Annotated in this window: 22 protein-coding genes, 1 tRNA gene and 1 pseudogene; 13 read left to right on the forward strand and 11 right to left on the reverse strand. The window is 60.4% G+C overall.

Annotation, left to right across the window (positions count from 1 at the left end; all coding sequences use genetic code 11):
- Nucleotides 1-2 precede the first annotated feature (2 nt).
- On the reverse strand, nucleotides 3-2231 hold the full coding sequence (locus tag LGH82_RS09825; RefSeq protein WP_227348310.1) for a RelA/SpoT family protein: 2229 nt from the start codon (nucleotides 2229-2231) through the stop codon (nucleotides 3-5).
- 111 nt (nucleotides 2232-2342) lie between these two features.
- The gene (gene rpoZ / locus LGH82_RS09830) at nucleotides 2343-2744 is read right to left on the reverse strand and encodes a DNA-directed RNA polymerase subunit omega (RefSeq protein ID WP_227348311.1); all 402 of its coding nucleotides are present in this window, start codon (nucleotides 2742-2744) and stop codon (nucleotides 2343-2345) included.
- A 296-nt stretch (nucleotides 2745-3040) separates the two neighbouring features.
- Here rpoZ and LGH82_RS09835 point away from each other — a divergent pair, with 296 nt between their 5' ends.
- Both LGH82_RS09835 and LGH82_RS09840 read left to right on the forward strand, forming a co-directional pair.
- Entirely contained in the window at nucleotides 3041-3622 is a 582-nt protein-coding gene (locus tag LGH82_RS09835; RefSeq protein WP_227348312.1) for an NYN domain-containing protein, read from the forward strand.
- A gap of 11 nt (nucleotides 3623-3633) precedes the next feature.
- On the forward strand, nucleotides 3634-4296 hold the full coding sequence (locus LGH82_RS09840; protein WP_227349537.1) for a uracil-DNA glycosylase: 663 nt from the start codon (nucleotides 3634-3636) through the stop codon (nucleotides 4294-4296).
- Nucleotides 4297-4415: 119 nt separating this feature from the next.
- Here LGH82_RS09840 and smpB read toward each other — a convergent pair whose 3' ends face one another.
- Together smpB and dapA are read right to left on the reverse strand one after the other, a co-directional pair.
- Nucleotides 4416-4895 (reverse strand): SsrA-binding protein SmpB, encoded by a 480-nt coding sequence (smpB, locus tag LGH82_RS09845; RefSeq protein ID WP_227348313.1) that lies wholly within the window; start codon nucleotides 4893-4895, stop codon nucleotides 4416-4418.
- A 25-nt stretch (nucleotides 4896-4920) separates the two neighbouring features.
- The gene (gene dapA, locus LGH82_RS09850) at nucleotides 4921-5802 is read right to left on the reverse strand and encodes a 4-hydroxy-tetrahydrodipicolinate synthase (protein WP_227349538.1); all 882 of its coding nucleotides are present in this window, start codon (nucleotides 5800-5802) and stop codon (nucleotides 4921-4923) included.
- Between the two features lie 276 nt (nucleotides 5803-6078).
- Here dapA and LGH82_RS09855 point away from each other — a divergent pair, with 276 nt between their 5' ends.
- Nucleotides 6079-8121 (forward strand): lytic transglycosylase domain-containing protein, encoded by a 2043-nt coding sequence (locus tag LGH82_RS09855; protein WP_227348314.1) that lies wholly within the window; start codon nucleotides 6079-6081, stop codon nucleotides 8119-8121.
- A gap of 284 nt (nucleotides 8122-8405) precedes the next feature.
- On the forward strand, nucleotides 8406-9296 hold the full coding sequence (locus tag LGH82_RS09860; protein WP_227348315.1) for an alpha/beta fold hydrolase: 891 nt from the start codon (nucleotides 8406-8408) through the stop codon (nucleotides 9294-9296).
- Nucleotides 9297-9353: 57 nt separating this feature from the next.
- On the opposite strand, the gene LGH82_RS09865 is transcribed toward LGH82_RS09860, so the two are convergent.
- The 3 genes from LGH82_RS09865 to LGH82_RS09875 all read right to left on the reverse strand — a co-directional run bounded on the left by LGH82_RS09865 (nucleotide 9354) and on the right by LGH82_RS09875 (nucleotide 12013).
- Entirely contained in the window at nucleotides 9354-10418 is a 1065-nt protein-coding gene (locus tag LGH82_RS09865; RefSeq protein ID WP_227348316.1) for a tyrosine-type recombinase/integrase, read from the reverse strand.
- 239 nt (nucleotides 10419-10657) lie between these two features.
- A complete protein-coding gene (locus LGH82_RS09870; RefSeq protein WP_227348317.1) occupies nucleotides 10658-11785 on the reverse strand; it encodes a porin in 1128 nt (375 codons plus the stop codon).
- A gap of 137 nt (nucleotides 11786-11922) precedes the next feature.
- Nucleotides 11923-12013: transfer RNA gene (locus LGH82_RS09875), tRNA-Ser, on the reverse strand.
- Between the two features lie 459 nt (nucleotides 12014-12472).
- Here LGH82_RS09875 and LGH82_RS09880 point away from each other — a divergent pair.
- Nucleotides 12473-13669: a porin gene (locus tag LGH82_RS09880; RefSeq protein WP_227348318.1), complete on the forward strand. Its 1197-nt coding sequence runs from the start codon at nucleotides 12473-12475 to the stop codon at nucleotides 13667-13669.
- 125 nt (nucleotides 13670-13794) lie between these two features.
- Here the strand turns inward: LGH82_RS09880 and LGH82_RS33605 are convergent, their stop codons facing one another.
- The 3 genes from LGH82_RS33605 to LGH82_RS09895 all read right to left on the reverse strand — a co-directional run bounded on the left by LGH82_RS33605 (nucleotide 13795) and on the right by LGH82_RS09895 (nucleotide 18152).
- Nucleotides 13795-14580: a hypothetical protein gene (locus LGH82_RS33605; RefSeq protein WP_413771437.1), complete on the reverse strand. Its 786-nt coding sequence runs from the start codon at nucleotides 14578-14580 to the stop codon at nucleotides 13795-13797.
- A 71-nt stretch (nucleotides 14581-14651) separates the two neighbouring features.
- Nucleotides 14652-16304 (reverse strand): tetratricopeptide repeat-containing sulfotransferase family protein, encoded by a 1653-nt coding sequence (locus tag LGH82_RS09890; RefSeq protein ID WP_227349539.1) that lies wholly within the window; start codon nucleotides 16302-16304, stop codon nucleotides 14652-14654.
- Nucleotides 16305-16457: 153 nt separating this feature from the next.
- Nucleotides 16458-18152, reverse strand: a complete 1695-nt coding sequence (locus tag LGH82_RS09895) for a tetratricopeptide repeat-containing sulfotransferase family protein (RefSeq protein ID WP_227348319.1) — start codon at nucleotides 18150-18152, stop codon at nucleotides 16458-16460.
- 112 nt (nucleotides 18153-18264) lie between these two features.
- Here LGH82_RS09895 and LGH82_RS09900 point away from each other — a divergent pair, with 112 nt between their 5' ends.
- Nucleotides 18265-19377 (forward strand): pyridoxal phosphate-dependent aminotransferase, encoded by a 1113-nt coding sequence (locus LGH82_RS09900; RefSeq protein WP_227348320.1) that lies wholly within the window; start codon nucleotides 18265-18267, stop codon nucleotides 19375-19377.
- Nucleotides 19378-19405: 28 nt separating this feature from the next.
- Here the strand turns inward: LGH82_RS09900 and LGH82_RS09905 are convergent, their stop codons facing one another.
- Nucleotides 19406-20410, reverse strand: coding sequence for a bifunctional helix-turn-helix transcriptional regulator/GNAT family N-acetyltransferase (locus LGH82_RS09905; protein WP_227348321.1), 1005 nt, complete (start codon nucleotides 20408-20410; stop codon nucleotides 19406-19408).
- Between the two features lie 169 nt (nucleotides 20411-20579).
- Here LGH82_RS09905 and LGH82_RS09910 point away from each other — a divergent pair, with 169 nt between their 5' ends.
- The 7 genes and pseudogenes from LGH82_RS09910 to LGH82_RS33620 all read left to right on the forward strand — a co-directional run bounded on the left by LGH82_RS09910 (nucleotide 20580) and on the right by LGH82_RS33620 (nucleotide 25565).
- Nucleotides 20580-20867: an acylphosphatase gene (locus LGH82_RS09910; RefSeq protein WP_227348322.1), complete on the forward strand. Its 288-nt coding sequence runs from the start codon at nucleotides 20580-20582 to the stop codon at nucleotides 20865-20867.
- A 72-nt stretch (nucleotides 20868-20939) separates the two neighbouring features.
- A complete protein-coding gene (locus tag LGH82_RS09915) occupies nucleotides 20940-21590 on the forward strand; it encodes a TetR/AcrR family transcriptional regulator (RefSeq protein ID WP_227348323.1) in 651 nt (216 codons plus the stop codon).
- Between the two features lie 69 nt (nucleotides 21591-21659).
- Entirely contained in the window at nucleotides 21660-22823 is a 1164-nt protein-coding gene (locus tag LGH82_RS09920; protein ID WP_227348324.1) for an isovaleryl-CoA dehydrogenase, read from the forward strand.
- 1 nt (nucleotide 22824) lies between these two features.
- Nucleotides 22825-24432, forward strand: a complete 1608-nt coding sequence (locus LGH82_RS09925; RefSeq protein WP_227348325.1) for a carboxyl transferase domain-containing protein — start codon at nucleotides 22825-22827, stop codon at nucleotides 24430-24432.
- A 1-nt stretch (nucleotide 24433) separates the two neighbouring features.
- A pseudogene (locus LGH82_RS33610) lies at nucleotides 24434-24631 on the forward strand (macro domain-containing protein); the annotation flags it as partial.
- 145 nt (nucleotides 24632-24776) lie between these two features.
- Nucleotides 24777-25148 carry a hypothetical protein gene (locus tag LGH82_RS33615; RefSeq protein ID WP_227348326.1) on the forward strand — a complete coding sequence of 124 codons (372 nt, stop codon included), beginning with the start codon at nucleotides 24777-24779 and terminating at the stop codon, nucleotides 25146-25148.
- 39 nt (nucleotides 25149-25187) lie between these two features.
- Complete coding sequence (locus LGH82_RS33620) at nucleotides 25188-25565, forward strand: hypothetical protein (RefSeq protein WP_227348327.1); 378 nt, start codon at nucleotides 25188-25190, stop codon at nucleotides 25563-25565.
- The last annotated feature ends 42 nt before the right edge of the window (nucleotides 25566-25607 follow it).

Consider the following 25607-nt stretch of genomic DNA (forward strand, 5'->3'; position numbering starts at 1 on the left):
CCTCACCCGTTGACGCGTCGCGCATCGCTGACGCTTGAATTGTCCTTGAGCTGCGACAGCAGCCGATTCAGGTGCTTCAGATCCCAGACTTCGAGATCAATCAGCATCTCTGTGAAATCGGGCGCGGTACGCACCATCGACAGCGTATGGATGTTGGCGTCGTTCGATGCAACGACCTGAGCGATATCAGCGAGCGACCCCGGCGCATTGATGGCGGTGACCGAGACACGCGCCGGAAACCGCTCCTTGGTCCGCTCGTCAATGTCCCAGCGCACATCGATCCAGCGCTCGGGCTGGTCGTCAAAGGCCTGCAGGGCCGGTGACTGGATCGGGTAGATGGTGATGCCGGTTCCCGGCTGGACAATGCCGACAATGCGGTCGCCGGGTACCGCCCCTTCCGGCGCGAAGCGCACCGGCAGGTCGCCGCGCACGCCACGGATCGGCACGGCGCCGTCGCGGGGCTGGTCCTTGTCCTTGCGCGCGGCGCGACCCGGAATCTGAAACAGCATGCCGGCGGCATTGCGGATCTTCGACCAGCCTTCCTCGCGCTGCTTGGGTGCAGCCGTGGTCACGCGCTCGTCCTTGTAGTCGGGGAATACAGCCTTCATGACATCGGTGGAGGCGAGCTCGCCACGGCCGACCGAGGCCAGCACGTCCTCTATGTCCTTGCGCGCCAGCCGGTGCAGCACCTGCTTCAGGCTCTCCTTGGTAAAGGTCTTGCCAGCCCGCTCGAAGGCGCGCTCGAGGATGCGTATGCCGAGGCCTGAATATTGCTTGCGGATGGCATTCTTGGTGGCCCGGCGGATCGCCGAGCGTGCCTTGCCGGTGACCACGACCGATTCCCACGCGGCCGGCGGCACTTGCGCCTTGGAACGGATGATCTCGACCTCGTCGCCGTTCTTCAGTTCCGTCATCAACGGCATGATGCGGCCGTTGACCTTGGCTCCAACGCAGGTGTCGCCGACATCCGTGTGAACGGCATAGGCGAAGTCGATGGGCGTGGCGCCACGCGGCAAGGCAATCAGCATGCCCTTGGGCGTGAAACAGAACACCTGGTCTTGGAACAGTTCCAGCTTGGTGTTCTCGAGAAAATCCTCCGGATTGTCGCCTTCGGCAAGCTGCTCGATGGTGCGCCGCAGCCAGGCATAGGCATTGGTTTCCTTCGAGATCGCATTTGCGGCGCCATTCACCTTGCCGCCGCCGTCCTTGTAGATCGAATGCGCCGCAACGCCGTATTCGGCGATCTTGTTCATCTCACGGGTTCGGATCTGCAGCTCGACGCGCTGGCGCGACGGCCCGACGATGGTGGTGTGGATCGAACGGTAGTCGTTCTGCTTCGGCGTCGAGATGTAATCCTTGAAGCGACCGGGCACCATCGACCATGTCGTATGGATGGCGCCAAGCGCGCGGTAGCAGTCCTCGACCGTATCCACGACGACACGGAAGCCGAAGATGTCGGACAGTTGCTCGAAGGACAGCGCCTTGGCCTCCATCTTGCGAAACACCGACCACGGCTTCTTCTGACGGCTCTTCACGCCAGCCTTGATCGCATGTTTTTCGAACAGCGCGGACAGCGCCTTCTCGATCTCGGACAGCACATCCTTGTTGCGATCGAAGATTTCGGCAAGCCGCGCGGTGACGGCGCGATAGGCTTCCGGATTGATGAAGCGGAAGGCGATCTCCTCCAACTCCTCGCGCATGCCTTGCATGCCCATGCGCCCGGCGAGCGGCGCATAGATATCCATCGTCTCCTCGGCGATGCGCAGGCGCTTGGCCTCGGGCATATGGTCGAGGGTACGCATGTTGTGCAGGCGGTCGGCGAGCTTGACCAGAAGGACACGGACGTCTTCCGAAATCGCCAGCAAAAGCTTGCGCAGGTTTTCCGCCTGCTCGGCCTTCTTGGAGACCAGGTCGAGCTTCTTGAGCTTGGTCAGGCCCTCGACCAGCTTGCCCATTTCCGGGCCGAACAATTCGTCGATCTCGGCCCGCGTCGCGGTCGTGTCCTCGATCGTGTCGTGCAGCAAGGCAACCGCGATCGTCGCCTCGTCCATATGCATTTCGGTGAGGATGGCGGCGACTTCGAGCGGATGCGAGAAATAGGGATCGCCCGACGCGCGCTTCTGGTGGCCATGCTTCTGCATGGCGTAGACATAGGCCTTGTTGAGCAGCGCCTCGTTGACGTCGGGCTTGTAGCGCTGGACGCGCTCGACAAGCTCATACTGACGCATCATGGGCGTACTCTCGCGGCGGTGAAATGAATCATGCGCCGCACGGGTATGCGACGCCTGTCATAGATAGCCACGAAACCGCCGACGCGAAAGTGTCGGCAGCCATTGCGAAGATCAATAGTCGTCGCTTTTTTCCGGCGGCACGAGACCTTCGATGCCGGCCAGCAGGTCTTCTTCGGTCATGCGGTCGAAGGTGACATTCTCCTCGGCGTCATCGGCGTCGGTCGCCACGACAGCGCCACCGGTCTGGTCGGCGATCGCCTCACCGTCGGCTTCTGGCTCGTCGACTTCGACATGCTTCTGCAACGAGTGGATCAGGTCTTCCTTGAGGTCGTCGGGCGACAACGTCTCGTCAGCGATCTCGCGCAGCGCCACAACTGGGTTCTTGTCATTGTCGCGAGGAACGGTGATCGGCGCGCCCTGGCTGATCTGACGGGCACGGTGACCTGCCAAAAGCACCAGTTCGAAGCGGTTATCGACCTTGTCGATGCAGTCTTCAACGGTTACGCGGGCCATGGGCTGCCCCTTTCATGCGATGGATTTGATGGAAAACAGGCGCGGTCCTTAACCTGAACGCCACGAAAATACAAGCATCATGGCAACGCCACCGCCGCTGCCCCGCAGGCGAGTGCTCCGCACGTCCGATCTCGCGCAGATCACAATTACTTGCAATGGGCCACACGCCCTTGGAATGCCACCGAAGTGGCGTTATTTCGAAACGATAGACGGCTGGGCAATTTTTTACGAAACCCGGTTGGTAGTCGCGGCGTTTTTAAAGAAGTCAGCTTATTTCTGAAAAAGGGATATTTTCCATGTTCGATCCTCGTGAAAAAATCGCCCTTTTCATCGACGGCGCCAATCTCTACGCCACATCACGCGCACTGGGCTTCGACATCGACTATCGCAAGCTTTTGTCGAGCTTCCAGAAGCGGGGATATATGTTGCGCGCGTACTATTACACGGCGCTGGTCGAAGACCAGGAATACTCCTCGATCCGTCCACTCATCGACTGGCTCGATTACAACGGCTTCAAGGTCGTCACCAAGCCGGCCAAGGAATTCACCGACTCGACCGGCCGCAGGAAAATCAAGGGCAACATGGACATCGAACTCACCGTCGATGCGCTGGAGCTTGCCGATGTCGTCGACCACTATGTCATATTCTCCGGCGATGGCGACTTCCGCACGCTGGTCGAAGCACTGCAGCGGCGTGGACGCAAGGTCTCGATCGTATCCACCATGGCCTCGCAGCCACCGATGATCTCGGACGATTTGCGTCGGCAGGCCGATCATTTCATTGACCTTGTGACGCTGAAGAACGAAGTCGGCCGCGATCCGTCCGAGCGCCCCGTGCGCCGGCCTGAACCGGCGGAAGTCGAAGAGGACGACTACTGAGGGTGCCGGCTTTGCTAGTTCCCCTGTCAGGTTCGCCCGAGCCCGATCGCAACTGTCCGCTCTGCCCGCGCCTCCACGACTTCATTGCCGAGTGGCGGGAGCGTGAGCCGTCCTGGTTCAACGGTCCAGTGCCGACCTTCCTGCCCCCCGAGGGCGAGGATTCCGTTCGGTTGCTCATCATCGGGCTGGCGCCTGGCGTACGCGGGGCGAACCGCACCGGGCGTCCCTTCACCGGCGACTATGCCGGCGATCTGCTCTATAAAACGCTGATCGCACACGGTTTTGCACGCGGCGAATTCAAGGCGCGACCGGATGACGGGCTGCAGCTTGCCGGCACCGCGATCACCAATGCGGTGCGCTGCGTGCCACCCGAGAACAAGCCGGTCGGCGCGGAGATCTCCACATGCCGGACCTTTCTGGTGCCGACGATCTCGCGATTCCCCAATCTGCGCGCCGTGCTGGCACTGGGCTCGATCGCCCATCAATCGACCGTGCGAGCACTTGGCCAGCGTGTCGCCGCCTATCCGTTCAAGCATGGCGGGCACCTGGAAGCCGGCAGCATTACGCTTTTTTCCAGCTACCACTGCTCGCGCTACAACACCAATACCGGCGTGCTGACCGAAGAAATGTTCGTTAGCGTTTTCAGTAAGATAAAGGCATTTCTGCAGAGTTAGATTCGAACCCTGCCAGGGAGCCAGCGATAGGGCGATGCCGCCGAAACACCGGCATCTCTCGAGGAATGGACTGAAACAGGCAATAGCGCATGGGCTGGTCTTCTAGCGAACAGCACTGCCTAGCCTCGGTCCTTCAGCAGCCGGCCCTTCTCGCGCGACCAGTCACGCTGCTTTTCGCTCTCGCGCTTGTCGTGCAGCTTCTTGCCGCGCCCGACGGCTAGCAACAGCTTGGCCCTGCCCTGGTCGTTGAAGTAAATCTTCAACGGCACCATCGTCATGCCTTCGCGGTCGACGCTCTGCGACAGCTTGGCCATCTCGCGCTTGTTGAGCAGGAGCTTGCGGCGACGACGCGGCTCGTGGTTGAAGCGGTTGGCCTGCAGATATTCCGGCAGATAGGAATTGATCAGCCAGATCTCGCCGCCCTCGACCGAGGCGTAGGAGTCCTGGATGTTGGCCTGCCCCTGGCGCAACGACTTCACCTCGGTGCCGGTCAGCACCAGGCCGGCCTCGATCGTGTCGAGCACCTCATAGGAAAACCGCGCCTTGCGGTTCTCAGCAACGGTCTTGTTGTTGGGATCGGCTTTTCTGACTTGGTTCATGATGCGGAGAGGTGGCGCCTCATCCCTAATTTATCAAGCCGGCGTGCTTCATCGCCGCATCGATCTTGTCGGCGGTCGACTGTTCGACCGTCATCAGCGGCGAGCGAAGCACATTCTCGACCTTGCCGAGCCTCGACAGCGCATATTTCGCGCCGGAGACGCCGGGCTCGATGAAGATGGCCTTGTGCAGCGGCAACAAACGATCCTGCAATTCCAGTGCCTTGGCGCTGTCGCCGGAGAGCGTCGCCTCCTGGAATTCGGCGCACAGCCGCGGCGCGACGTTCGATGTCACCGAGATGCAGCCGACACCGCCATGCGCATTGAAGCCGAGCGCCGAGGCATCTTCGCCGGAAAGCTGGATGAAGCCCTTGCCGCAGGTGGCGCGCTGCTCTGAAACCCGCTCGACCTTGCCGGTGGCATCCTTGACGCCGATGATGTTCTTGAAGTCGTGCACCAGTTGGCCCATCGTCTCCGGCATCATGTCGATGACCGAGCGCGGCGGGATGTTGTAGATGATGATCGGCAGGCTGGTCGCCTTGGCGACCGCCGCGAAATGCGCGTAGAGGCCGCGTTGCGTCGGCCTGTTGTAATAGGGGGTGACCACCAGCGCGGCGTCGGCGCCCGCCTTCTCGGCATATTGCACCAGGCCAATCGCCTCTTCGGTGTTGTTGGAGCCAGCACCGGCAACGACCGGGGCGCGGCCCTTGGCCACCTCTATGCACACCTTGACCACGTGGCGGTGCTCGTCATGCGAAAGCGTCGGCGACTCGCCGGTGGTGCCGACGGGAACCAGCCCCTTCGTGCCTTCGTCAAGCTGCCAGGCGACGAACGCGCGAAAGGCTTTCTCGTCGAAACGGCCGCTCTTTTCGAACGGTGTCACGAGCGCGGTAAGCGAGCCTCTCAGCATATCGTCCAACTCCTTGGGACTTCTTTGTTTGTGCATGTCGTTGTCCCAAAACCGGTACTCACTTTTGGGCGACGTGCATCGGTGTTTTGTCGAGCGCCTTCTAGCCGAAAGCGAAGCGGCGCACCATAGTCTTGACACTGTTGCGCGGCAAGCATTGCCATGGTGCCAGCAAGCGCAATTCGAACGGCCTCGATAACCTTTTGTTTACGGGCTCTTCATGACCTACATCTAGGCTCTTAGATTCATGTGCCTGCTGACGATTTATAAGGACGGACAATGCCGATCGGTCGGCCCTATTCATTTGCGTTGATTGGCGCTCTTGTCGCGCTGACGCCTGGCTTGGCGTTGGGCGGCAGCGTTGATGGGCAGGTGACATCGGCCATCCCGATGCCGGCCTTGCAGGATACAGTCCTGCCGGACAAAGGCCCCTCGCCGTCGCAGAGTGTGGCCGCGTTGAAGAGCGGCCTCGACGCCCTGGCGGCAAACGACATTCCCGGAGCCCGCGCGATACGCGACGGTTTGTCTGCCAATTCGCTCGATCATCACATCCTCGCCTGGGCGATTGCGCTCTATGGTGGCGACAAGGTGCCGAGCAGCGACATTGCCGCGGCGGCACAGATGCTGCCGGACTGGCCGGGCACGATCGCCCTGCGCAAGAACAGCGAACGCGCGCTCTATCGCGAGAACCCCGCTTCACAGGCCGTGCTTCAGGCGTTCAACGGCAGCCAGCCGCAGACATTCGAAGGCGTGATGGTTCTTGCCCGTGCCTATGTGTCGGTTGGCAATACCAAGGCGGCGCGCTCGGTATTGTCGCCTTTCTGGCGCACGGCGATGCTGGAGGCCAACGACGAGGCCGCGCTCATTCGCGAATTCGGAACGCTCATTCCGGCTGCCGATCATCGCTTCCGCATGGAGCGCATGTTCTATGCCGATCGGCCAGGTTCCGCGCAACGGGTCGCGGCACTTGCGGGCGCCGAGCAGCTTGCCAACGCCTGGGCGGCAGCGGACAGAGGCGACAAGAACGCGCCCAGATTGCTGAATGCGGTGCCGATGGCGCAACGTTCGGCCGGCTATTTCTTCGCGCAGGCGGAGTATCTGCGCAAGCAAGAGAAGTTTGCCGATGCGGCGGCGATGGTGATGAAGGCGCCGACCGACCGGGATGCCCTTGTCGACCCTAACGCCTGGTGGGTCGAGCGTCGCGTGCTGTCGCGCGAACTGGTCGACCAGGGCGACATGAAGACCGCCTACAGGATCGTCGCGGCCCATGCCGCGGAAAGTGCCAGCAATGCCGTGGACGCCGAATTCCATGCCGGCTGGTACGCGCTTCGCGGCCTGAATGACGCCAAGCTTGCCGCAACGCATTTTGCCCGCGTCGCCGATCTGGCCCAGGGGCCGATGTCGCTGTCGCGCGCCTACTATTGGCTCGGCCGTGCCGCCGAAGTTGGCGGCCCCGGCAATGCCGCTGATTATTTCGGCCGCGCGGCCACCTACGGCACGACATTCTATGGCCAGCTCGCCGCCGAGCGTGTTGGCCGGCGGGCCCTCAACATCGTCTATCCGCAGCCAAGTGCGGCCGATCGGGGGAATTTCGCCAACCGCGAGGCGGTCAGCGCCATCAAGCGGCTGCAGGAGGCGGGCTATGACCGCTATGCCGAAACACTTTACCGCGACCTTGCCGGCCAGTTGACCAGCCCTGGTGAACTGGCGCTGCTTGCTGTCCTGGCGGAAAAGCAGGGCAATCATTTCATGGCGCTGAAAGTCGGCAAGATCGCTGGGGCTCGCGGCATCGACGTCGGCGCGCTTTCGCATCCGCTGGGAGTCATTCCCGATTCGGCCGATATTTCCGGTTCAGGCAAGGCACTGGCCTACGCGATCGCTCGCCAGGAAAGCGAATTCAATGTGGGCGCAGTCTCAAGCGCCGGTGCGCGCGGGCTGTTGCAGCTTATGCCGGGAACCGCCAAGCAATTGGCGAAAAAGGCCGGATTGCAGTTTTCACAGACACGGCTGACGAGCGATCCCGGCTACAATGCGACGTTGGGTGCCGCCTTCCTCGGCGAGCAGCTCGACCGCTTCAACGGCTCCTATGTGCTGACCTTTGCCGGCTATAATGCAGGCCCCAACCGGGCTGCGCAATGGTTGACGAAATACGGCGACCCGCGCGGCAAGGACGTGGATGCAGTCGTTGACTGGATCGAGCGGATTCCCTACACGGAAACAAGAAGTTACGTGCAGCGCGTCATGGAGAACTACGAAGTCTACAAGATGCGTATTTCCGGCAAATACGACATCGTCGGCGACCTCGTGAACGGCCGGACTTGAGGCTTCCTTCCCTTCTCCCCTTGTGGAAAAGGTGGCCGAGCGAAGCTCGGTCGGATGAGGGGTGTTCCAGCTTGGCAACAGGTTCGAAGTCGTAGACGCATCATTTCTTCCAGCACCTCTCATCCGTCTCGGCGCCATCGCGCCGATCCACCGCCCTGGGCGAGTCACGGGCCTCGCCCGCCCTTCGGGCCCCACAGGGGGAGAAGGCAGAGCCTCGTTGATTTGACGATTCCTGCCCTCACCCGTTAGTTGTCCGAGTCAATCCAGCGAGGGACGGTAATCTGATGGCGAGCGACGAAGGTTTCTACGACTTCTTCTACGCTGCGCCCGATGGGCTGAAGCTCCATGCTCGCATTTACGGCGAAACGAATTCCGCTCCCTGGCCTGTCGTTTGCCTGCCCGGCTTGACGCGCAACGCCCGCGATTTTCATGAACTGGCGCTCCATCTTTCGGCGCGCGCCGTGGTTCCGCGCAAGGTGGTTGCCTTCGACTATCGCGGGCGTGGGCAATCGGCTTACGACCCCGACGTCAAGAACTACAATGTCGGTGTCGAGGCCAGCGACATCCTTGCGGGGCTGGCGGCACTTGGCATCGAGGAAGCAGCGTTCATTGGCACGTCACGCGGCGGATTGATCATCCATGTGCTCGCAGCGATGCGGCCAGAGGTGCTGAAAGCCGTCGTTCTCAACGACATCGGCCCGGTGCTCGACACCGGGGGGCTCGCCCATATCCGCTCCTATCTCGATCCTTCACCAAAGCCGAAAACCCTTGTCGAGGCCGTGAACGCCCAGCGCAGTGTGCATGGCGGGGATTTTCCGGCTCTTGTCGATGCCGATTGGGAGCGGATGGCGTGGGCACTCAATCGCCAGACGGACCAAGGACTGATGCCGGATTTCGACCCGAAGCTGGTTGAGACGCTGGCAAGCCTCGATCTCACGCAGCCGTTGCCGGCACTATGGCCGCAGTTCGAGGCACTGGCGGCCGTGCCCCTGCTCGCCATACGTGGCGCCAACTCAAGACTGCTGTCCGTCGAAACGCTTGAGGAAATGGGCAGGCGTCACCCAGCCATGAAGACGATCACGGTCGAGGAACAGGGGCACGCCCCTTTCCTCGAAACCAGCGGTCTACCCGGCGCAATCGCGGCATTTCTTGATCAGGCCGAGACACCAAGATAGCCAAGACAAAAGCCCAGGTTCAATCCTGATCCCCGGCTCTTGCACTTAACGGCAAATCTACCTGGCTTTTGAACTTTTCCGAGCCGCCTTGGGTGAAGGCTTCTCCTCCACCGACCCGCTCTTTGTTTCCTGGGCTGTTGCAGCCGAAGGAGGCAGAGTGCGCTCCACGTCACTGTCAGTCACCTTAGCGCGGGGGGTTTCCAGGACAACGACACAGCCATCGAGGTCGTTCGTGGCCAAGTGAGCGTAACGCATGGTCATCGACAGTGTCTGGTGGCCAAGCCACATCTGCACGCGCCTGATGTCGATGCCACCCTGGACAAGACGCGACGCGCATGTGTGGCGTAGGATGTGCGGCACCACCTGATCGTCGGCGCCAAGGCCGACTTCCGCCTTCGCATCGTTCCAGATGGCGCGAAACTGCGCCTGGCTGAGTTTGGTGAAGGGACCCTTGGGACGGCGACCCTCGGTGGGCGGCAGCTTGATCACGTCCTTGACCCTGGCGGTCATCGGAATGGTGCGGCTGCGGCCGGACTTGGTGATCCAGAAGCTGACGCGATGCTCCTGGATATCGTTCCAGATGAGACCGAGCGCCTCGCCGAGGCGGCAACCGGTATCGACGAGAAACACAGACAGCCGGTAGGCATCTTCGCTGCGGCTCTTTACGGCGGCGAAAAGCCGGGCCTCCTCGTCCTTCTCAAGAAAGCGAATCCGCCCTGCCCGCTCTTTCTGTCGGCGGAACTCAGGCAGACTGTGTATATCCCCCATCTTGTAAGCCTTGCGCAGCAGTTTGCTGAGAGCCGCCATCTTTCGATTGATGGTTGCGTTGCTGTTGCCGCGCTGGCGCAAGGTGCCGATAAGGTTATCCAAGGTACTCTGGTCAAAGGCGCTGAAACGCTCCCCAAGGAGAATCTCGCCAATTTCGCCAACGAAAGAGCTGACATTGTACTTATGTCGCCCGTCGTCCCACAATATATCCCGATATGCTGAAAAAAGGTCTCCGACCGTGAACGATTTTACTTCTCTTATAGTGTTATAACTATATTTTATATTTGCTGATTGAGAAGAAAACATCGAAAAATGATCAGAGGCCTGCGCCTCTTGAATCGCTTCGTTTGACATTTATAGCCACACCCCCGAGTGGATAGGTCTGCCCTAACCGCTTGGAGACGTCCTTTCAAGAGCTTTGATCACGCGATTGTGATTTCATCCACCAGATGGCGGATCCCACGAAACCGTCCCGCGGACCTGTTCAGCTACCGTCTACCCCCGATCCTTGTGTTTGCCTTGATCGCATCGCGAAAACAAAACAGCCCGAGCGTTGAAGCGCCCGGGCTGGATTTCACCTAAGAGCCCAGCCCTTAGAAAGAGCGCTGGAAGCGGAGGATGCCGCCGATGCTGCTCTTTTCGCTGGAACTGGTCCAGTTGGAAGCCGGGAAGCTGCCTGCGTTGACATAGTCAACTTCGGCCGTGACCGTGAAGCCAGGAACTATGTCGTAAGCAATGTTAGCCGCGACGCCGAGGTTCTTATCTTCATCATACGAAACCTGAGCATTGAACGAGGCCTTCTCGTTAAACTTGTAGGTTGCACCACCCCAAATTGCCCAGTTTCCGCCCCACAACTTGTAGAAGCTGCGGTCGATGTTTGTGTCGGAGCCATAACCGACCATCGCAAACAAGGACAGCTGGCTGGTAGCATTCACGTCCAAGCGAATCTTGCCGGAATATTCTTCCCACGTGCTATCATAAGCAGCGACCGCAGCGATCGAGCCCCAGCCCTGCGTATACTTCACGCCACCGACAACAAACGGAACATAGCTGTCGATCGAAGTACCCTCGCCCGAACCTTCTTCAAGCGAAACTACCGCCGAGAGGCCATTGCCTGCGTCGAAATAGTACTGGACGACGTTGGTGTCGAAGCCACCATAAGGAACCAGCGTATCGTTGATGACATTGCCGGCGTAGCCGATGAATGTATTGAAGGCCGATTCGTCTTTACCGACACGAAGACCACCGAGCTGAATCCAGGCGAAATTCAGCGAGATGCCCTTGTTATAGGCATAGTTGTCGTCGCTGTCGCTGTTATCATTTGTGTGGTGATGGTCATTGTTCTGGTTACCGAAATTGATGCGGGTTTCGGTGTAGGTCTTCAACGTGCCGAGCTCAGTTTCCTGATTGGTCCAGGTCTTAAGAGCGAAGCGGGCGTTTTTGAACCATGTGCCCTGCTCCTTGCCGTTTAAACGGTCCTCGGTGCGCGCGCCGTCAAGCGAGCCGATGTCGCCACCCGCGATTTCGTAACGGACATAGCCGCCGATGCGCAGGCAGGTTTCGGTGCCGGGGATGTAGAAGTAGCCAGCGCCGTAGACGTCGCAGATCTTGACGTATTCAGCGGGTTCCGGCTCGGCGACGACGACGGCGTCGGCGGCGCGCGCACCGGATACTGCGATCAGGGCCGCAGCGGAGCCGAGGAGAAGGCTCTTGATGTTCATTTTCTGACCTCCAGTCAGAATCGAACGGATTCGCGGCTTTTGACGACGACGCGACGCCCCAGGAAGTGCCGCGATTCTGCCTATCAGTTTGTTATTACTGGGAAATTTCTAGCCGGCGCGCTGTTGCTGGGCAAAAGTGGCGGAGAGGATGGGATTCGAACCCACGAGAAGCTTTTGACCTCTACTCCCTTAGCAGGGGAGCGCCTTCGACCACTCGGCCACCTCTCCGTTGCGCCGCTGGATAAAGAAAAGCGCCGGCACAATCAACAAGCCCCAGCCATTATCTCGGATTATCTCGGAAAAAAATGCGCTGCCGAACCACTGCGTTCCACGATGCGGCGATTCTGCGGCAATTCCCTGGCTAACGACTCGAGCCATGCCGGCCGCTTCGGTGGGAATCGCCGGATTCGGCCACACTGTAAGGGCCGCAAGGGACCTGATGGTTAACAAGAGCTTTCTGAGTGAGGCCAAATCGTGTCATTTGTGCAACAACGCTCGCCGATAGCAGCCGTCCGGCCCTTCCGCCTGCACGATCGTTGTTGAACGCCGCCGTCGCATGAGTAATGTCGGTCTCGAGGAAGCGGCGCGGTGCGCATCTTTTTCGGTAGTGGGGATGGGGCAGGGAACGCTGTCCTTCAGCAAAGAATACCCAGACCCGTTTTTTAACTTTTGACTGGAGGTCAGAAAATGAACATTAAGAGCCTTCTCCTCGGCTCCGCTGCGGCCCTGATCGCAGTATCCGGTGCGCGCGCCGCCGACGCCGTCGTCGTCGCCGAGCCGGAACCCGCTGAATACGTCAAGATCTGCGACGTCTACGGCGCTGGCTACTTCTACATCCCCGGCACCGAAACCTGCCTGCGCATCGGCGGATACATCCGCTACGAAGTGGGTGCCGGCGACGTCGGCTCGTTTGACGGCGCGAAGACCTTCGATCAGCGCGATACCCACAATGGCGTGGCCAACGACCAGGGCACGTATTGGAAGCACGTCCGCTTCACGCTTCAGACCTATACCGGCCAAGAGACCGAGCTTGGCACCTTGAAGACCTACACGCAGACCCGCTTCAATTTTGGCAATAGCAACGGTTACGGCACAGAATACGGCGGCAATCCTCTTGGCGACTCGGGTGTCAGCCTGAACTTCGCCTGGATCCAGCTCGGTGGCCTGCGCGTCGGCCGCGACGACTCGGCCTTCGATGAATTCATCGGCTACGCTGGCAACGTCATCAACGATACGATCGTTCCTTACGGCGGCTTCAACACCGACGTTGTCCAGTACTACTTCGACGCAGGCAACGGCTTCTCGGCCGTGGTGTCGTTGGAAGGTGGTTCCGGCAGTGCTTTCGCTACGCCCGGCGGTTTCCAGCAGGGTTCGGACGGCAACTTCGGCGCTACAGGCAGCGATTCGATCGACAGCTACGTTCCGTTCGTTGTCGGCGGCGTGAAATACACGCAGGGCTGGGGTGCGATCACCGCTGTCGGCGCGTATGACAGCACCTTTGAAGAGTGGACTGGCAAGGCCCGCGTGGACGTGAATGTCTCCAGCGCGCTGTCGCTGTTCTTGATGGCCGGTTACGGCACCGACAAGAACATCGACCGTAACTTCTACAAGCAGTGGGGCGGTAACTGGGCTGTCTGGGGTGGCGGCACCTACAAGTTCAACGAGAAGACCTCGTTCAACATCCAGGCGTCGGCTGACGACGACAAGAACTACGGTGTCGCGGCGAACGTTGCCTACAACATCGTTCCCGGCTTCACGGTCACGGCCGAAGTTGACTACAACCACGACGGCAAGTTTAACAGCGGCGACTACAATCGCAACTGGGTCAACGCCGACAAGGTCAACAGCATCGGCGGCCTGCTCCGCTTCCAGCGCTCGTTCTAACAGGCTCCGCCTGATCGAAACCGAACCCGGCGGGCTACCGCCGGGTCGTTACCGACATCCGCCCCCGGCAAGCGCCGGAACTTATCGTCTTTGTTCTGGAGTATATTGGCGGCCAAGGGCGACACCTATCGACGCCAGAACGGCGCGCTCAAGTGCACACGATTTACGTCAAAGGCTCGTTTCCGATGAAGCCAGCCGCCCGATTTGAAGCCGGCATTTTTCGGACTGATCCTTTGTCTGGCTGATGTTCGGATCGGGTTTGCTTGAGGGCAAGCTTCGCTGTTTTCGGATGCGATTGGCGGGCGCTGTTTTCGCATGCTTTCACCGGCGAGATCGATGCGATAGGCGTTGTGAACGCCAAGATGGCGTCGGCAAGACGCAGGCCAAACGCCATTCGGCGAATTCGTAGACTTCGCCCGCAAGGCTGGCGAGTGCGGCACGCTCAACGATTTCAACAGTTGCGGGCGACTGACGCCCAGCCGGCGCATGGTCGTTGATGCGATCGAGGCCTGGCCAATGGCTGCATTGACTTCAACAAGCGAGAAGAAGGTCTGATTGCGCAGACGCCCCAGAATGCATGATCGGGCGAAGCGAACGCCGTTCTCGGCTTTGGACTTGTCCTTCGGTCGCCACGGCCGTGCCGGTTGGACGCCGACGGCATAGTGGGATGTCACCTCAGGATCGTAGAAACTGACTCGACTGAAGCCCGACTTCAGATCGTCGAGAACGATTAGCCGGGGAACGCCTCCGAAGAAACGAAACATCCGGACATGCGAGCCGATCCAGTCCGGGAGCGTTTTCGTGCCGGTCGCTTCGGCATAGGTGAAGCTGGATGCGCCGAGACACGCGACCAACCTTGACTTCATTGAAACCACGACGCCGTCGGCGGCGTACACCAGCGCTCGGTTCAACAGGCTGGGCCGATCCACAAGGCCGCGCGATTGGGAACGCCCAACCGCGGTTACAGGATTGCCAATGCAAGTCAGATTTCTGCGAGATTACCCAAAGACTGGATCAGTGGCTGGATCGAGCTCTCATAATTTTTCCAGCGCTTGACGGACGATGCATAGATCGGCTGCCTCACCTGCCATCTGCTGGGTGTGTTGACTGAACCATCCCTGTCGAAAAAGCGCAGGCAGGCATCATCCCATGGCAACCCAAGATGATCGATTAGACGACGCGATTGCCCCTCCTGGTCCGCGACCAGGGTTTCGTAGCGACTTTCGAAAATGCGGCCGGGAAAAACCTTGTGCCAATGCCGCATCAGGCGATCATATTCGCGGTAGTAAAGCCCGAGCGTCCGTAGATCAACATTGTAGCTGTGTGCCTGATGGAACATCATGGTAAAGCACGAGACACAATTGTCGATCGCATCGCGGCGGCAGTGAATGATGCGCGCGTTGGGAAAGAGGATTCCGATAAGGCCGATCACCATGAAATTGTGGGGCATCTTGTCGACGATGCGAAGCGCGGCAGGCGCCCGCTCGCGCAAGTAGGACAGATGCTCCTTGGCCAGCGCCCTGGACGAGTCGGCGGTGATCGACATGACCGATTGGCGCAACGCTTGCGCCGAAGGTTTTGTGATGCCGATCGCATTCGCGGTTCGCCGCAGCTTCTCAAGCTCGCCGACGCCATGAACATCGGGATGGCTCGCGCAAATCTGCTCCGTCAAGGTGGTGCCCGAGCGGGGCATCCCGACAACAAATACAGGCACTTCGGACGGATCCCCATAGCCAGCCCTGGCAGCCAGCATTTCCGGGCTGAAGACCTGGATCGTGGCGTCGACCCAACGGCGGTAGGTTTCCAGATCGAACTTGTGGCCCGCCACTTGATTGGCTTTCTTGAAATGATCCATGGCGTCTTCATAGCGCCGAAGATCGTTCAGCACCTTGCCGGCGGCATGATGGAGGCTCTCCGCGCCGTTCGGGTCAAGCCGTGGGTCGCCAAGTTCCCTCAGGATGGATGCGAGTTCGTCCGGCTCTTCGGTGAATTTCCGTGTGTGGACAAGATCATTGTAGGCAGCCGGCATTGCAACGCGGCGCTTGATCGCTTCTTTCAGAAAGACCCTGGCTTCATCCATCCGACCGAGGCTGGTGAGCGCGCCGGCCAGACCGGTGCGAACCTTGGGATGATCGCGGTCGATGTCGAGCGCTTTCTCATAAAGCGGCAAAGCCAGTTCAGCCTTGTCAAACCGGACGTAAGCGCGCCCTAGCGCGCAAAGCACTTCCACCAGATCAGGCTTCACTTCCAGGGCATATTGCATATGGCTGATCGCGAGCGAATATTCGCCGAGCAGCGTATAGGCTTCGCCCAGACCAAGGTGGTAATAGGGGTTTCGAGGTTTTTCGCCGACCGCCCGCGCGAAATAACGCAACGCCATTTCGTCGTCACTGCCAAGGGCGAGCGTGCCCATGACGTACAGGGCCAACGGATGGTTGGGCGTCCGTTCCAGCACGCGCAAACACAGTTCCCGAGCCTCGGCAAACCGCTTGACCTGTTGCAGGTCGTTCGCCTGCTGCAGCAACATATCGTCTGCCTCGGCGCGCGATGGTGGTTTGGCTTGCGAAGGCGAGGTCCTTGGCGCGGGCTGAGTTCGTAAGTGCTTGGACCAGGCAGGCGGCAGTCGATTATTCATCATGTCTGGCTACCAAAAAGCCAGTTGAATCCAGAGCGATGCGTGGCGTCAGACCAGTGCAATCCACCTCGCGTTCGCTTTTGGGATAGTGGCTGACAATTCGGGATGCCGGAGCTAGTCGCCGGGCGTTGAACCGGCGATCTGGAAGGGGCGTCATCTTGTCAGCGGATGCTCTAATCGGGACTCGTTCTTGGTTTCGGCAAGGTCGCCCAGCGACTGGATCAGCGGCTGAATCTCGCTTTCATAATTTTTCCAGCGCTTGACGGACGACGTGTAGATCGGTTGCCTAACCTGCCAGCGGCTGAACGTGTTGACCGAACCATCCTTGTCGAAAAAGCGCAGGCAGGCGTTGTCCCAAGGCAGTCCAAGATAATCGACTAGGCGACGCGATTGTGCCTCCTGATCGCCAGCCAGCGTCTCGTAGCTGCTTTCAAAAATACGGCCCGGGAAAACCCTGTCCCAGTGACGCATCAGGCGATCATATTCGCGATAGTAAAGTCCGAGTGTCGACAGGTCGCTGTTGTAGCCATGTGATTCGGTGAAATTCAGTGCAAAGCAGGAGACGCAATTGTCGATAGCATCGCGCCGGCAATGAATGATGCGCGCATTGGGAAAGAGAAGGCCGATCAGACCGATCAGTTCGAAATTGTGAGGCCTCTTGTCGATGACGCGGAGCGCGCCTGGCGCCCTCTCACTTAGGTAGGACATGTGCGCTTCGGCCAGCGTCCTGGACAAGTCGGGAGTGATTGACATGATTGATTGCCGCAAGTCTTCCGCCGGACGGTTCAGGAACCCGAGTGCATTTGCGGTTCGGCTCAGCTTGCTGAGTTCGCCTGCGCCATGAACATCCGGGTGGCTCGCGCAGATCTGCTCGGTCAGCGTCGTTCCCGAGCGGGGCATGCCCAATACAAACACCGGCACTTCAGACGGACTTCCATAGCCAGCTCTGGCAGCCAACATTTCCGGACTGAAGATGTCGATCATGGAATCGACCCAACGGCGGTAGAATTCCAGATCGAACTTGTAGCCTGCTGCCTGTTTCGCCTTCTTGAAATGATACATCGCATCTTCATAACGCTGGAGGTCGTTTAAGACCTTGCCGGCGGCATGATGGAGTTGCTGGGCACCGTCCGGATCAAGCTTTGGATTGCGGAGTTCAATCAGAATGGATGCAAGTTCGGCCGGCTCTTCGGTAAATTTGCGCGTCTGGACGAGATCGTTGTAAGCGGCCGGCATTGCGATGCGACGTTCGACCGCCTCTTTCAAGTAGACCGTAGCTTCCTCCATGCGACCGAGGCTGGTGAGCGCGTTGGCCAGACCCGCCCTAACCCGAGGATGATCGCGGTTGATCTCAAGCGCTTTCTCGTATGGCCGCAAAGCCAATTCAGGCTTGCCGAACCCGATATAAGCAAGCCCCAACGCACAAAGGGCTTCAACCAGGTCTGGCTTCAATTCGAGGGCATGCTGCATATGCCTGATTGCAGGCGAATACTCGCTGACCTTCAGATAGGCTTCCCCCAGGCTAAGGTGGAAATAGGGGTTGCGAGGCTCCTCGCCGACGGCGCGCGCGAAATATCGCAAAGACATTTCGTCGTCGTGGTTAAGGGTCAACGTGCCGAGGATATACAGGGCGAGCGGATGATTAGGCGTTCGGGCCAGCACACGAAGGCACAGTTCCTGGGCCTCCGACAACTTCTTCGCTTGCTGCAGTTCGAGCGCCATCCGCAGGAGCATGTCGTCGCTCCGCACTGGCGGCACCGGTATGGGTTTCGCCTTCGGCAAGGGCGACGCCTTTGGTCCGGGAGCTTTCAAATGCTTGGACCAGGCGGGCGGCAGTCGATTGTTCATGGGTTCTGGCTAGCAAAAAACACCAACCGAATCCAGCGCGACGATCTGGACTTGCTTGCACCCGCCGGCCGGGCAGGCTAGCAAGAAGGCCCTTTTTTGACGAGCTTTTGCCATGCGCCAGCGCCCTCCCCTCACGCCGCTTGTCGGCGCGCTTCCCTCTACAGTGCCATTCGTCGGCCCGGAGGCGCAGGAGCGTGATCGCGGCCGACCGTTCCGCGCCCGCATCGGCGCCAATGAGAGCAGTTTCGGTCCCTCGCCGAAGGTCATCGCCCGCATGGCTGGGATCGCCGGGGATATGTGGATGTATTGCGACCCGGACAACCACGATTTGAAGGTCGCCGTTGCCGCGCATCTTGGCGTGAAAGCCGAGAACGTGGTGGTCGGCGAAGGCATTGACGGACTGCTCAGCCTGGTGGCGCGCATGTATGTAGCGCCCGGCGACGCGGTGGTGACCTCGCTCGGCGCCTATCCAACCTTCAACTTCCATGTCGCGGGCGTTGGTGGCCGCCTGGTCACGGTTCCCTACAAGAACGATCATGAGGATCTGGGCGGCCTGCTCGACGCGGTCGTCAAGGAGAAGGCGCCGCTGGTCTATCTGTCCAACCCGGATAACCCAATGGGGAGTTGGTGGGAAGCGGCCGAGATCACCCGCTTCATCGAAGCCTTGCCGGAGACCACCATGCTGGTGCTGGACGAGGCCTATGGCGAGTTGGGACCGGCATCAGCGCTGCCGCCGATCGACGTGTCGCGGCCGAATATCGTGCGCATGCGCACCTTTTCCAAGGCTTACGGACTTGCCGGCATACGCTGCGGCTATGCGGTGGCCGAGGTCGAGGTGATCAGCGATTTCGAGAAGATCCGCAACCATTATGGTGTCAGCCGCATGGCGCAGATCGCCGGCGTCGAGGCGCTTGCCGACCAGGCCTGGCTGGAGAGCGTGGTCGGCCGGGTTGATGCGGGTCGCCGGCGCATTGCTGAGATAGCCGAGGCGAACGGGCTGAAGCCGCTGCCGTCGGCGACCAATTTCGTCACCATCGACTGCGGCCACGACGGCGCCTTCGCACTGAAAGTGTTGCAGGCGCTGTTGTCGCGCGACGTGTTCATCCGCAAGCCGACGGCGCCGGGGCTCGACCACTGCATCCGCGTCAGTGTCGGCCTTGATCATGAACTCGACATCTTTGCCGAGGAATTGCCCGGCGCGCTCGCCGCGGCGCGAGGCAACTAGAATCAGGCCTGGGAACGAGGCTCTCTCGTCAGAGATCCAGTTCCCAGGTCTGGCCAACCAGATCCTTGCCGAAACTGTGGTGGCGTTCCTCGCTGACCAGCTTGAAGCCGGCGCGATCATAGATCGCGCGCGCCGCGACGAGAATGTCGTTCGTCCACAGCATAAGCCGACTGTAGCCGGAGGTCCGGGCCTGGTTGACGCATTGTTCGACCAGCCGTTTGCCGATTCCCATGCCGCGTGCCGCCGCCTCGACATGCAGCATGCGCAATTTCGCGACCTTGTCATCGAGATGAACCAGGAACACGGCGCCGACGGGCTGGTCGCCGCGTTCGGCGATCCAGCAGAAATCGCGGCCGGGCAAAAAGTCGCGGATGAAATCGGCGCCGATTTCGGCGAGCAAGGCCTCGAAATCGATGCTCCAGCCATATTCCTCGGCATAGAGCCGGGCCTGCCGCTGTACGACCCAGCCGACATCGCCGATACGGTGCGGCCGCAAGGTCACTTTTGGCGTTCCACCAGGGCTTTCCCGCGCTGGATCACCCAGCAATTCCGCCGCCTTGCGCAACGCGCCGCCCAGCTCGTGCAGCCTGTGATCAGGCAGTTCCTCGATCAGCCGCGCCGTATCGCGATCCGCCGCTGCCTGAAGCCCTGAAAGAGCAGCCTCGCCTCTTGCCGTCAGCGACAGAATCCGCCGGCGCTTGTCGGCCGGATCGGTTCGAGTCTCGGTCAGGCCCTCGCCACCGAATTTGCGCAGAATTCGCGTCAGATAGGCCGCATCGACGCGCAGCTGCCTGGCGATATCGGACGCAGTCGGACCCATCTCGAGATGGAAAGCCTCGACAAGAAAACCCTGCTCCCCCGCGGCTTCAGGAGTCGCGGGACGATTGCGATGGCCAAGCTCGAAAAGCACCCGCGCCTCGGTCAAGGTGAATGCGCTTTGTGTCAGCGTCTCGTCGAGAAGCCCGACAGTGCGCGTGTAGAAGCGATTGAAGTGCCTGATATCAGCCACCAATGCGTTGCGTTCATCCAACATCCGCGTCCAACTCCCGAGAAAGCGGCCTATATTCTAAAAATTACTGGACTGGGTCAACTAAATTTCAGAATCAGAGAAAGAAACCGTCTGTTGCGTCATGCGTACAATTCCCAGGTTGCATTCCCCGAGCCACGACCCAGATTCCAGAAGGCTAGGCTGGGAGAGACCCATGGCTGGTCATCAAAGGGAAATCCGAGTGCGCGTCCAAGGCGATGTGCAAGGCGTCGGTTTCAGGCTCTGGGCTCGTGGCGAGGCCACAGGCCTTGGTCTTGCGGGCTGGGTTCGCAATGAATCGGACGGGGCGGTCACGGCTCGGATTGCAGGCCTCGATGAAGCGGTCTCGACGATGATCGAGCGCCTCTGGAAGGGGCCGCCCGGCGCTTCGGTTTCCAGGGTCGACGTCGAGGAGCTCGCACCACCAGGAAACGCTCTTGTTGGATTCAGGATCGTTGCATGACGACGGATTTCGTCCAGGCACCCTTGAATTAATTGAACGTTCGTTTTAATATCGTTCCGCAAGGGGACGACCATGGCACGCACCACCGGATCCGATGGCGAAAAGACCGAAGCGGCGATCCGCGAGGCGGCGATCAACCTGATCGCGCGCCTCGGCTACGAAGCGATGTCGATGCGCCAGCTTGCCGCCGAGGTCGGCGTGCAGGCGGCGGCGCTCTACCGCTATTTTCCGACCAAGGAGGATCTTCTGTTCACGCTGATGCGCGAGCATATGGAGGGGCTGACCGCCGCATGGGACGCTGCACGCCCTGCCTCCGCCGATCCTGCTTCGCGCCTCTCAGCTTACGTTCGCAATCACATCGCTTTCCATATTGAGCGCCGCCACGCCACGCATGTCTCGAACATGGAGCTGCGCAGCCTGTCGCCCGAAAGGCTGACGCAGATCCTCAAGCAGCGCGCGACTTACGAAAAGGAGCTGCGCGCCATCCTGCGCGACGGTGTCGATGCAGGCGTCTTCACCGTCGAGGACACCGGCCTCACCGCCATGGCGCTGATCCAGATGATGACCGGGGTCATCGTCTGGTTCCGGCCGGGCGAGCGGCTGTCGATCACTGAAGTAACGGCGACATATCTTTCGATGACAATGCGCCTGGTAGGCGCGCGGATCGACACCTACAGCGCCGCGCGTCCATTCGGACGCACAAAGGACGCTGTAGCACTTTAATTTCGCGCATGATCCTTTCCGAAAATCGAAGTCGATTTTCGGGGTCATGCGGTACCGGGGAGGAATGGCATGTACACGAACACGCTCAGCTTCGGGCATGACGAGGATATAGAGGCGCTGCGCGACCTCGTGCGGCGCTTCGCGCAGGACAGGATCGCGCCGATCGCCGCCGAGATCGATCGCTCGAACGAATTCCCCGCGCATCTGTGGCGTGAGCTTGGCGCGCTCGGGCTGCTCGGCATAACAGCCGATCCAGATTTCGGCGGGACGGGCATGGGCTATCTCGCTCATGTCATCGCGGTTGAGGAAATCTCGCGCGCGTCGGCCTCGGTCGGCCTCTCCTACGGCGCCCATTCCAACCTCTGCGTCAACCAGATCAACCGCTGGGCGACACCGGCGCAGAAGGAGAAATTCCTGCCGCCGCTGTGCTCGGGCGAACGCGTCGGCGCGTTGGCCATGTCGGAATCCGGTGCCGGCTCGGACGTTGTCTCGCTCAAGCTGCGCGCCGAAAAGCGCAATGATCGCTATGTGCTCAACGGCACCAAGATGTGGATCACCAACGGCCCGGACGCCGAAACGCTGGTGGTCTACGCCAAGACCGATCCGGAGCGGAAATCGCGCGGCATCACCGCCTTCATCGTCGAAAAGGCCATGGCCGGATTTTCCGTCGCCCAGAAACTCGACAAGCTCGGCATGCGCGGCTCCAACACCGGCGAACTGGTGTTCGAGAATGTCGAAGTGCCCTTCGACAACGTCCTGCACGAAGAAGGGCGCGGCGTCGAAGTGCTTATGTCGGGGCTCGACTATGAGCGCACCGTGCTCGCCGGCGGCCCGATCGGGCTGATGGCGGCGTGCCTCGACGTGGCGATCCCCTATGTGCATGAGCGCAAGCAGTTCGGCCAGCCGATCGGCGAGTTCCAGCTGGTGCAAGGCAAGCTCGCCGACATGTACACGACGATGAATGCCGCGCGTGCCTATGTCTATGCGGTAGCCTCTGCGTGCGACCGCGGCCAGACGACGCGCAAGGACTCCGCCGGCTGCGTGCTGTTCGCCGCCGAAAAAGCGACGCAGATGGCGCTCGACGCGCTGCAACTGCTGGGCGGCAATGGCTACATCAACGACTATCCGACCGGCCGGTTGTTGCGCGACGCCAAACTCTACGAGATCGGCGCCGGCACCAGCGAAATCCGTCGCTGGCTGATTGGTCGCGAGATCATGGCGGAGGGGGTGTAGCATGGCCACGCTGCAAACCCAGATCTCCCCCTCGTCCGACAGCTTTCGCGCCAATGCCGAGCGCATGCGGGCGCTGGTCACCGACATTGCGGACAAGGCGGCAAGTGTCGAGCGCGGCGGTTCGGAAGAGACGCGCGAACGCCACGTTTCGCGCGGCAAGCTCTTGCCGCGCGAACGCCTCGCGCAATTGCTGGATGTCAACTCACCCTTTCTCGAGATCGGACAGTTCGCCGCATGGTCGATGTATGGCGAGGAGATTTCCTCGGCAGGCTTGATCGCCGGCATCGGCCGGGTCGAAGGCACCGAAGTGATGGTCGTCGTCAATGACGCCACGGTGAAGGGCGGCACCTATTATCCGCTGACGGTGAAGAAGCATCTGCGGGCGCAGGAGATCGCGTTGCAGAACAATCTGCCTTGCGTTTATCTGGTCGACAGTGGCGGCGCCAACCTGCCCAACCAGGACCAGGTGTTCCCCGACCGCGAGCATTTCGGCCGCATCTTCTACAATCAGGCCAACATGTCGGCCGCGGGCATCCCGCAGATCGCCTGCGTCATGGGATCGTGCACGGCAGGCGGCGCCTATGTGCCGGCGATGTCCGACGAGACGATCATGGTGCGCAACCAGGCGACCATCTTCCTGGGTGGCCCACCACTGGTGAAGGCCGCCACCGGCGAAGATGTCACCGCCGAGGAACTGGGCGGCGCGGACGTTCACACGCGGCTTTCCGGCGTCGCCGACCACTATGCGATGGACGACGAACATGCGTTGGCGATTTGCCGGCGCATCGTCAAAAACCTGAATCGGAACAAGATCGTAAGCCCGAACTTACAGAAACCGATTCCACCGCTTCATCCGGCGGATGAGCTTTATGGCATCGTACCGACGGATCTGCGCCAGCCTTATGACGTGCGCGAGGTGATCGCGCGCATCGTCGACGGCTCCGAATTCGACGAGTTCAAGCAGAACTATGGCACGACGCTGATTACCGGCTTTGCCCATCTGCACGGCATGCCGGTCGGTGTCATCGGCAACAATGGCGTGCTGTTCTCCGAAAGCGCGCTGAAGGGCGCGCACTTCATCGAATTGTGCTGCCAGCGCAAGATCCCGCTGGTCTTCCTGCAGAACATCACCGGTTTCATGGTCGGCAGGAAATACGAGGCAGGCGGCATCGCCAAGGACGGCGCCAAGCTGGTGATGGCTGTCGCGACCGCCAGGGTGCCCAAGGTGACGATGATCATCGGCGGCTCGTTCGGGGCCGGCAACTACGGCATGTGCGGCCGCGCCTATTCACCGCGCTTCCTGTGGATGTGGCCGAATGCCCGCATCTCGGTGATGGGCGGCGAACAGGCGGCAACGGTGCTTGCCATGGTCAAGCGCGAAGGCATCGAGCGCAAGGGCGGCGAATGGAGCGCGGAGGAAGAGGCCAAATTCAAGAAGCCCATCCTGATGAAATACGAGCACGAAGGCCATCCGCTCTACTCGTCCGCCCGGCTCTGGGACGACGGCATCATCGACCCGGCAAAGACCCGTGAGATTCTGGCGCTCAGCCTCTCGGCCGCACTCAATGCCGAAATCGAGGACACGCGCTTCGGCGTATTCAGGATGTGAGATGGGTACAACCGATCGTATTCGGGTTCAAACCGGCGACATCACCAAGCTGGTTGTCGACGCCATCGTCAATGCGGCCAACAGTTCCCTGCTGGGCGGCGGAGGGGTCGATGGCGCCATTCATCGCGCAGCACGCGCTGCCGGAAACCGTCATTTTCTGCTGCTTCGACGAAGCGATGGCCGAACTATACCGACAGGCCATTGCTTGGCTTTGGGAAGGCTGAACTGTATGGACCAAACGATTCGCCAGCATAGGCCAGTGGTATTTTTTACCGCCGAACTGGCGGCGGCACAGAATATTCGCTATTGCTCACACTGCTTTGGGCAATGGGGATGTGGTGTAGATGATTGTGAAGTATCGCTGCAAATCGATTCTGTCGATACTTGCACTACTGCTAATATTCGTGACACCAGGCGCCGAGGCAGCAGGATCGCTAGCGGGAAGCAAGGGCGACGTACGCTACCCGATAACCATTCCCACAGGGACCACAGGCGGCTGCGGCAAAGCCTATGCGGCATACGTGGCGGCTTCGGGCCATTCGGCCTTCGCGGCAACGCCAATCGTCCCGGCGATCGAGTATTTCATTTGCGGCGCGAAGTTGAACGCACCGTCACAGAAGGCGGCCGAGGACTTGGCGCTGAAATCCTGTCAGGCCAGCAAAAGCAAATACAAGGTTACGGTCGCTGGCGCCTGCAGCATCTCGGCTTCCAAGTAGGCTGGAAGGCGTGCGGTTTTTCTCTCGGCGGGAGACAAAATGAAATTCTCGAATATCAAACGTGCGGCCGTATCGATGCTGGCAGGGCTGCTGATCGTAACGGCAACCGGCGCTTCAGCGGCGGGGTCGCTGGCCGGCAGCAAGGGGGACGTGCGCTTCGCACCGTATTTGAACGGGAACCCCAAGGACGAATGCACCAATGCCCACAGGGGTTATGTCGCGGCCAGCGGCCATTCGGCCTATGCCACGACCTTCTACTCCCGCGTTGTCGATCTCTACATTATCTGCGGCACGAAGCTCAACGCGCCGAGCCAGAAGGCGGCCGAAGAGGCGGCGCTGCGCAACTGTCAGGCCGGGCTGAAGAGGTGGAAGGTTCGGACCGCAAGCGGCGGCTGCGAGATCGCGGCCTCCAAGTAGACGAACAGCAGCCGCTCTCGGTTTTCTTCACGTCAGGAGGAC

Origin of the sequence: Mesorhizobium sp. PAMC28654 (assembly GCF_020616515.1) — a bacterium.
Classification (GTDB): domain Bacteria; phylum Pseudomonadota; class Alphaproteobacteria; order Rhizobiales; family Rhizobiaceae; genus Mesorhizobium.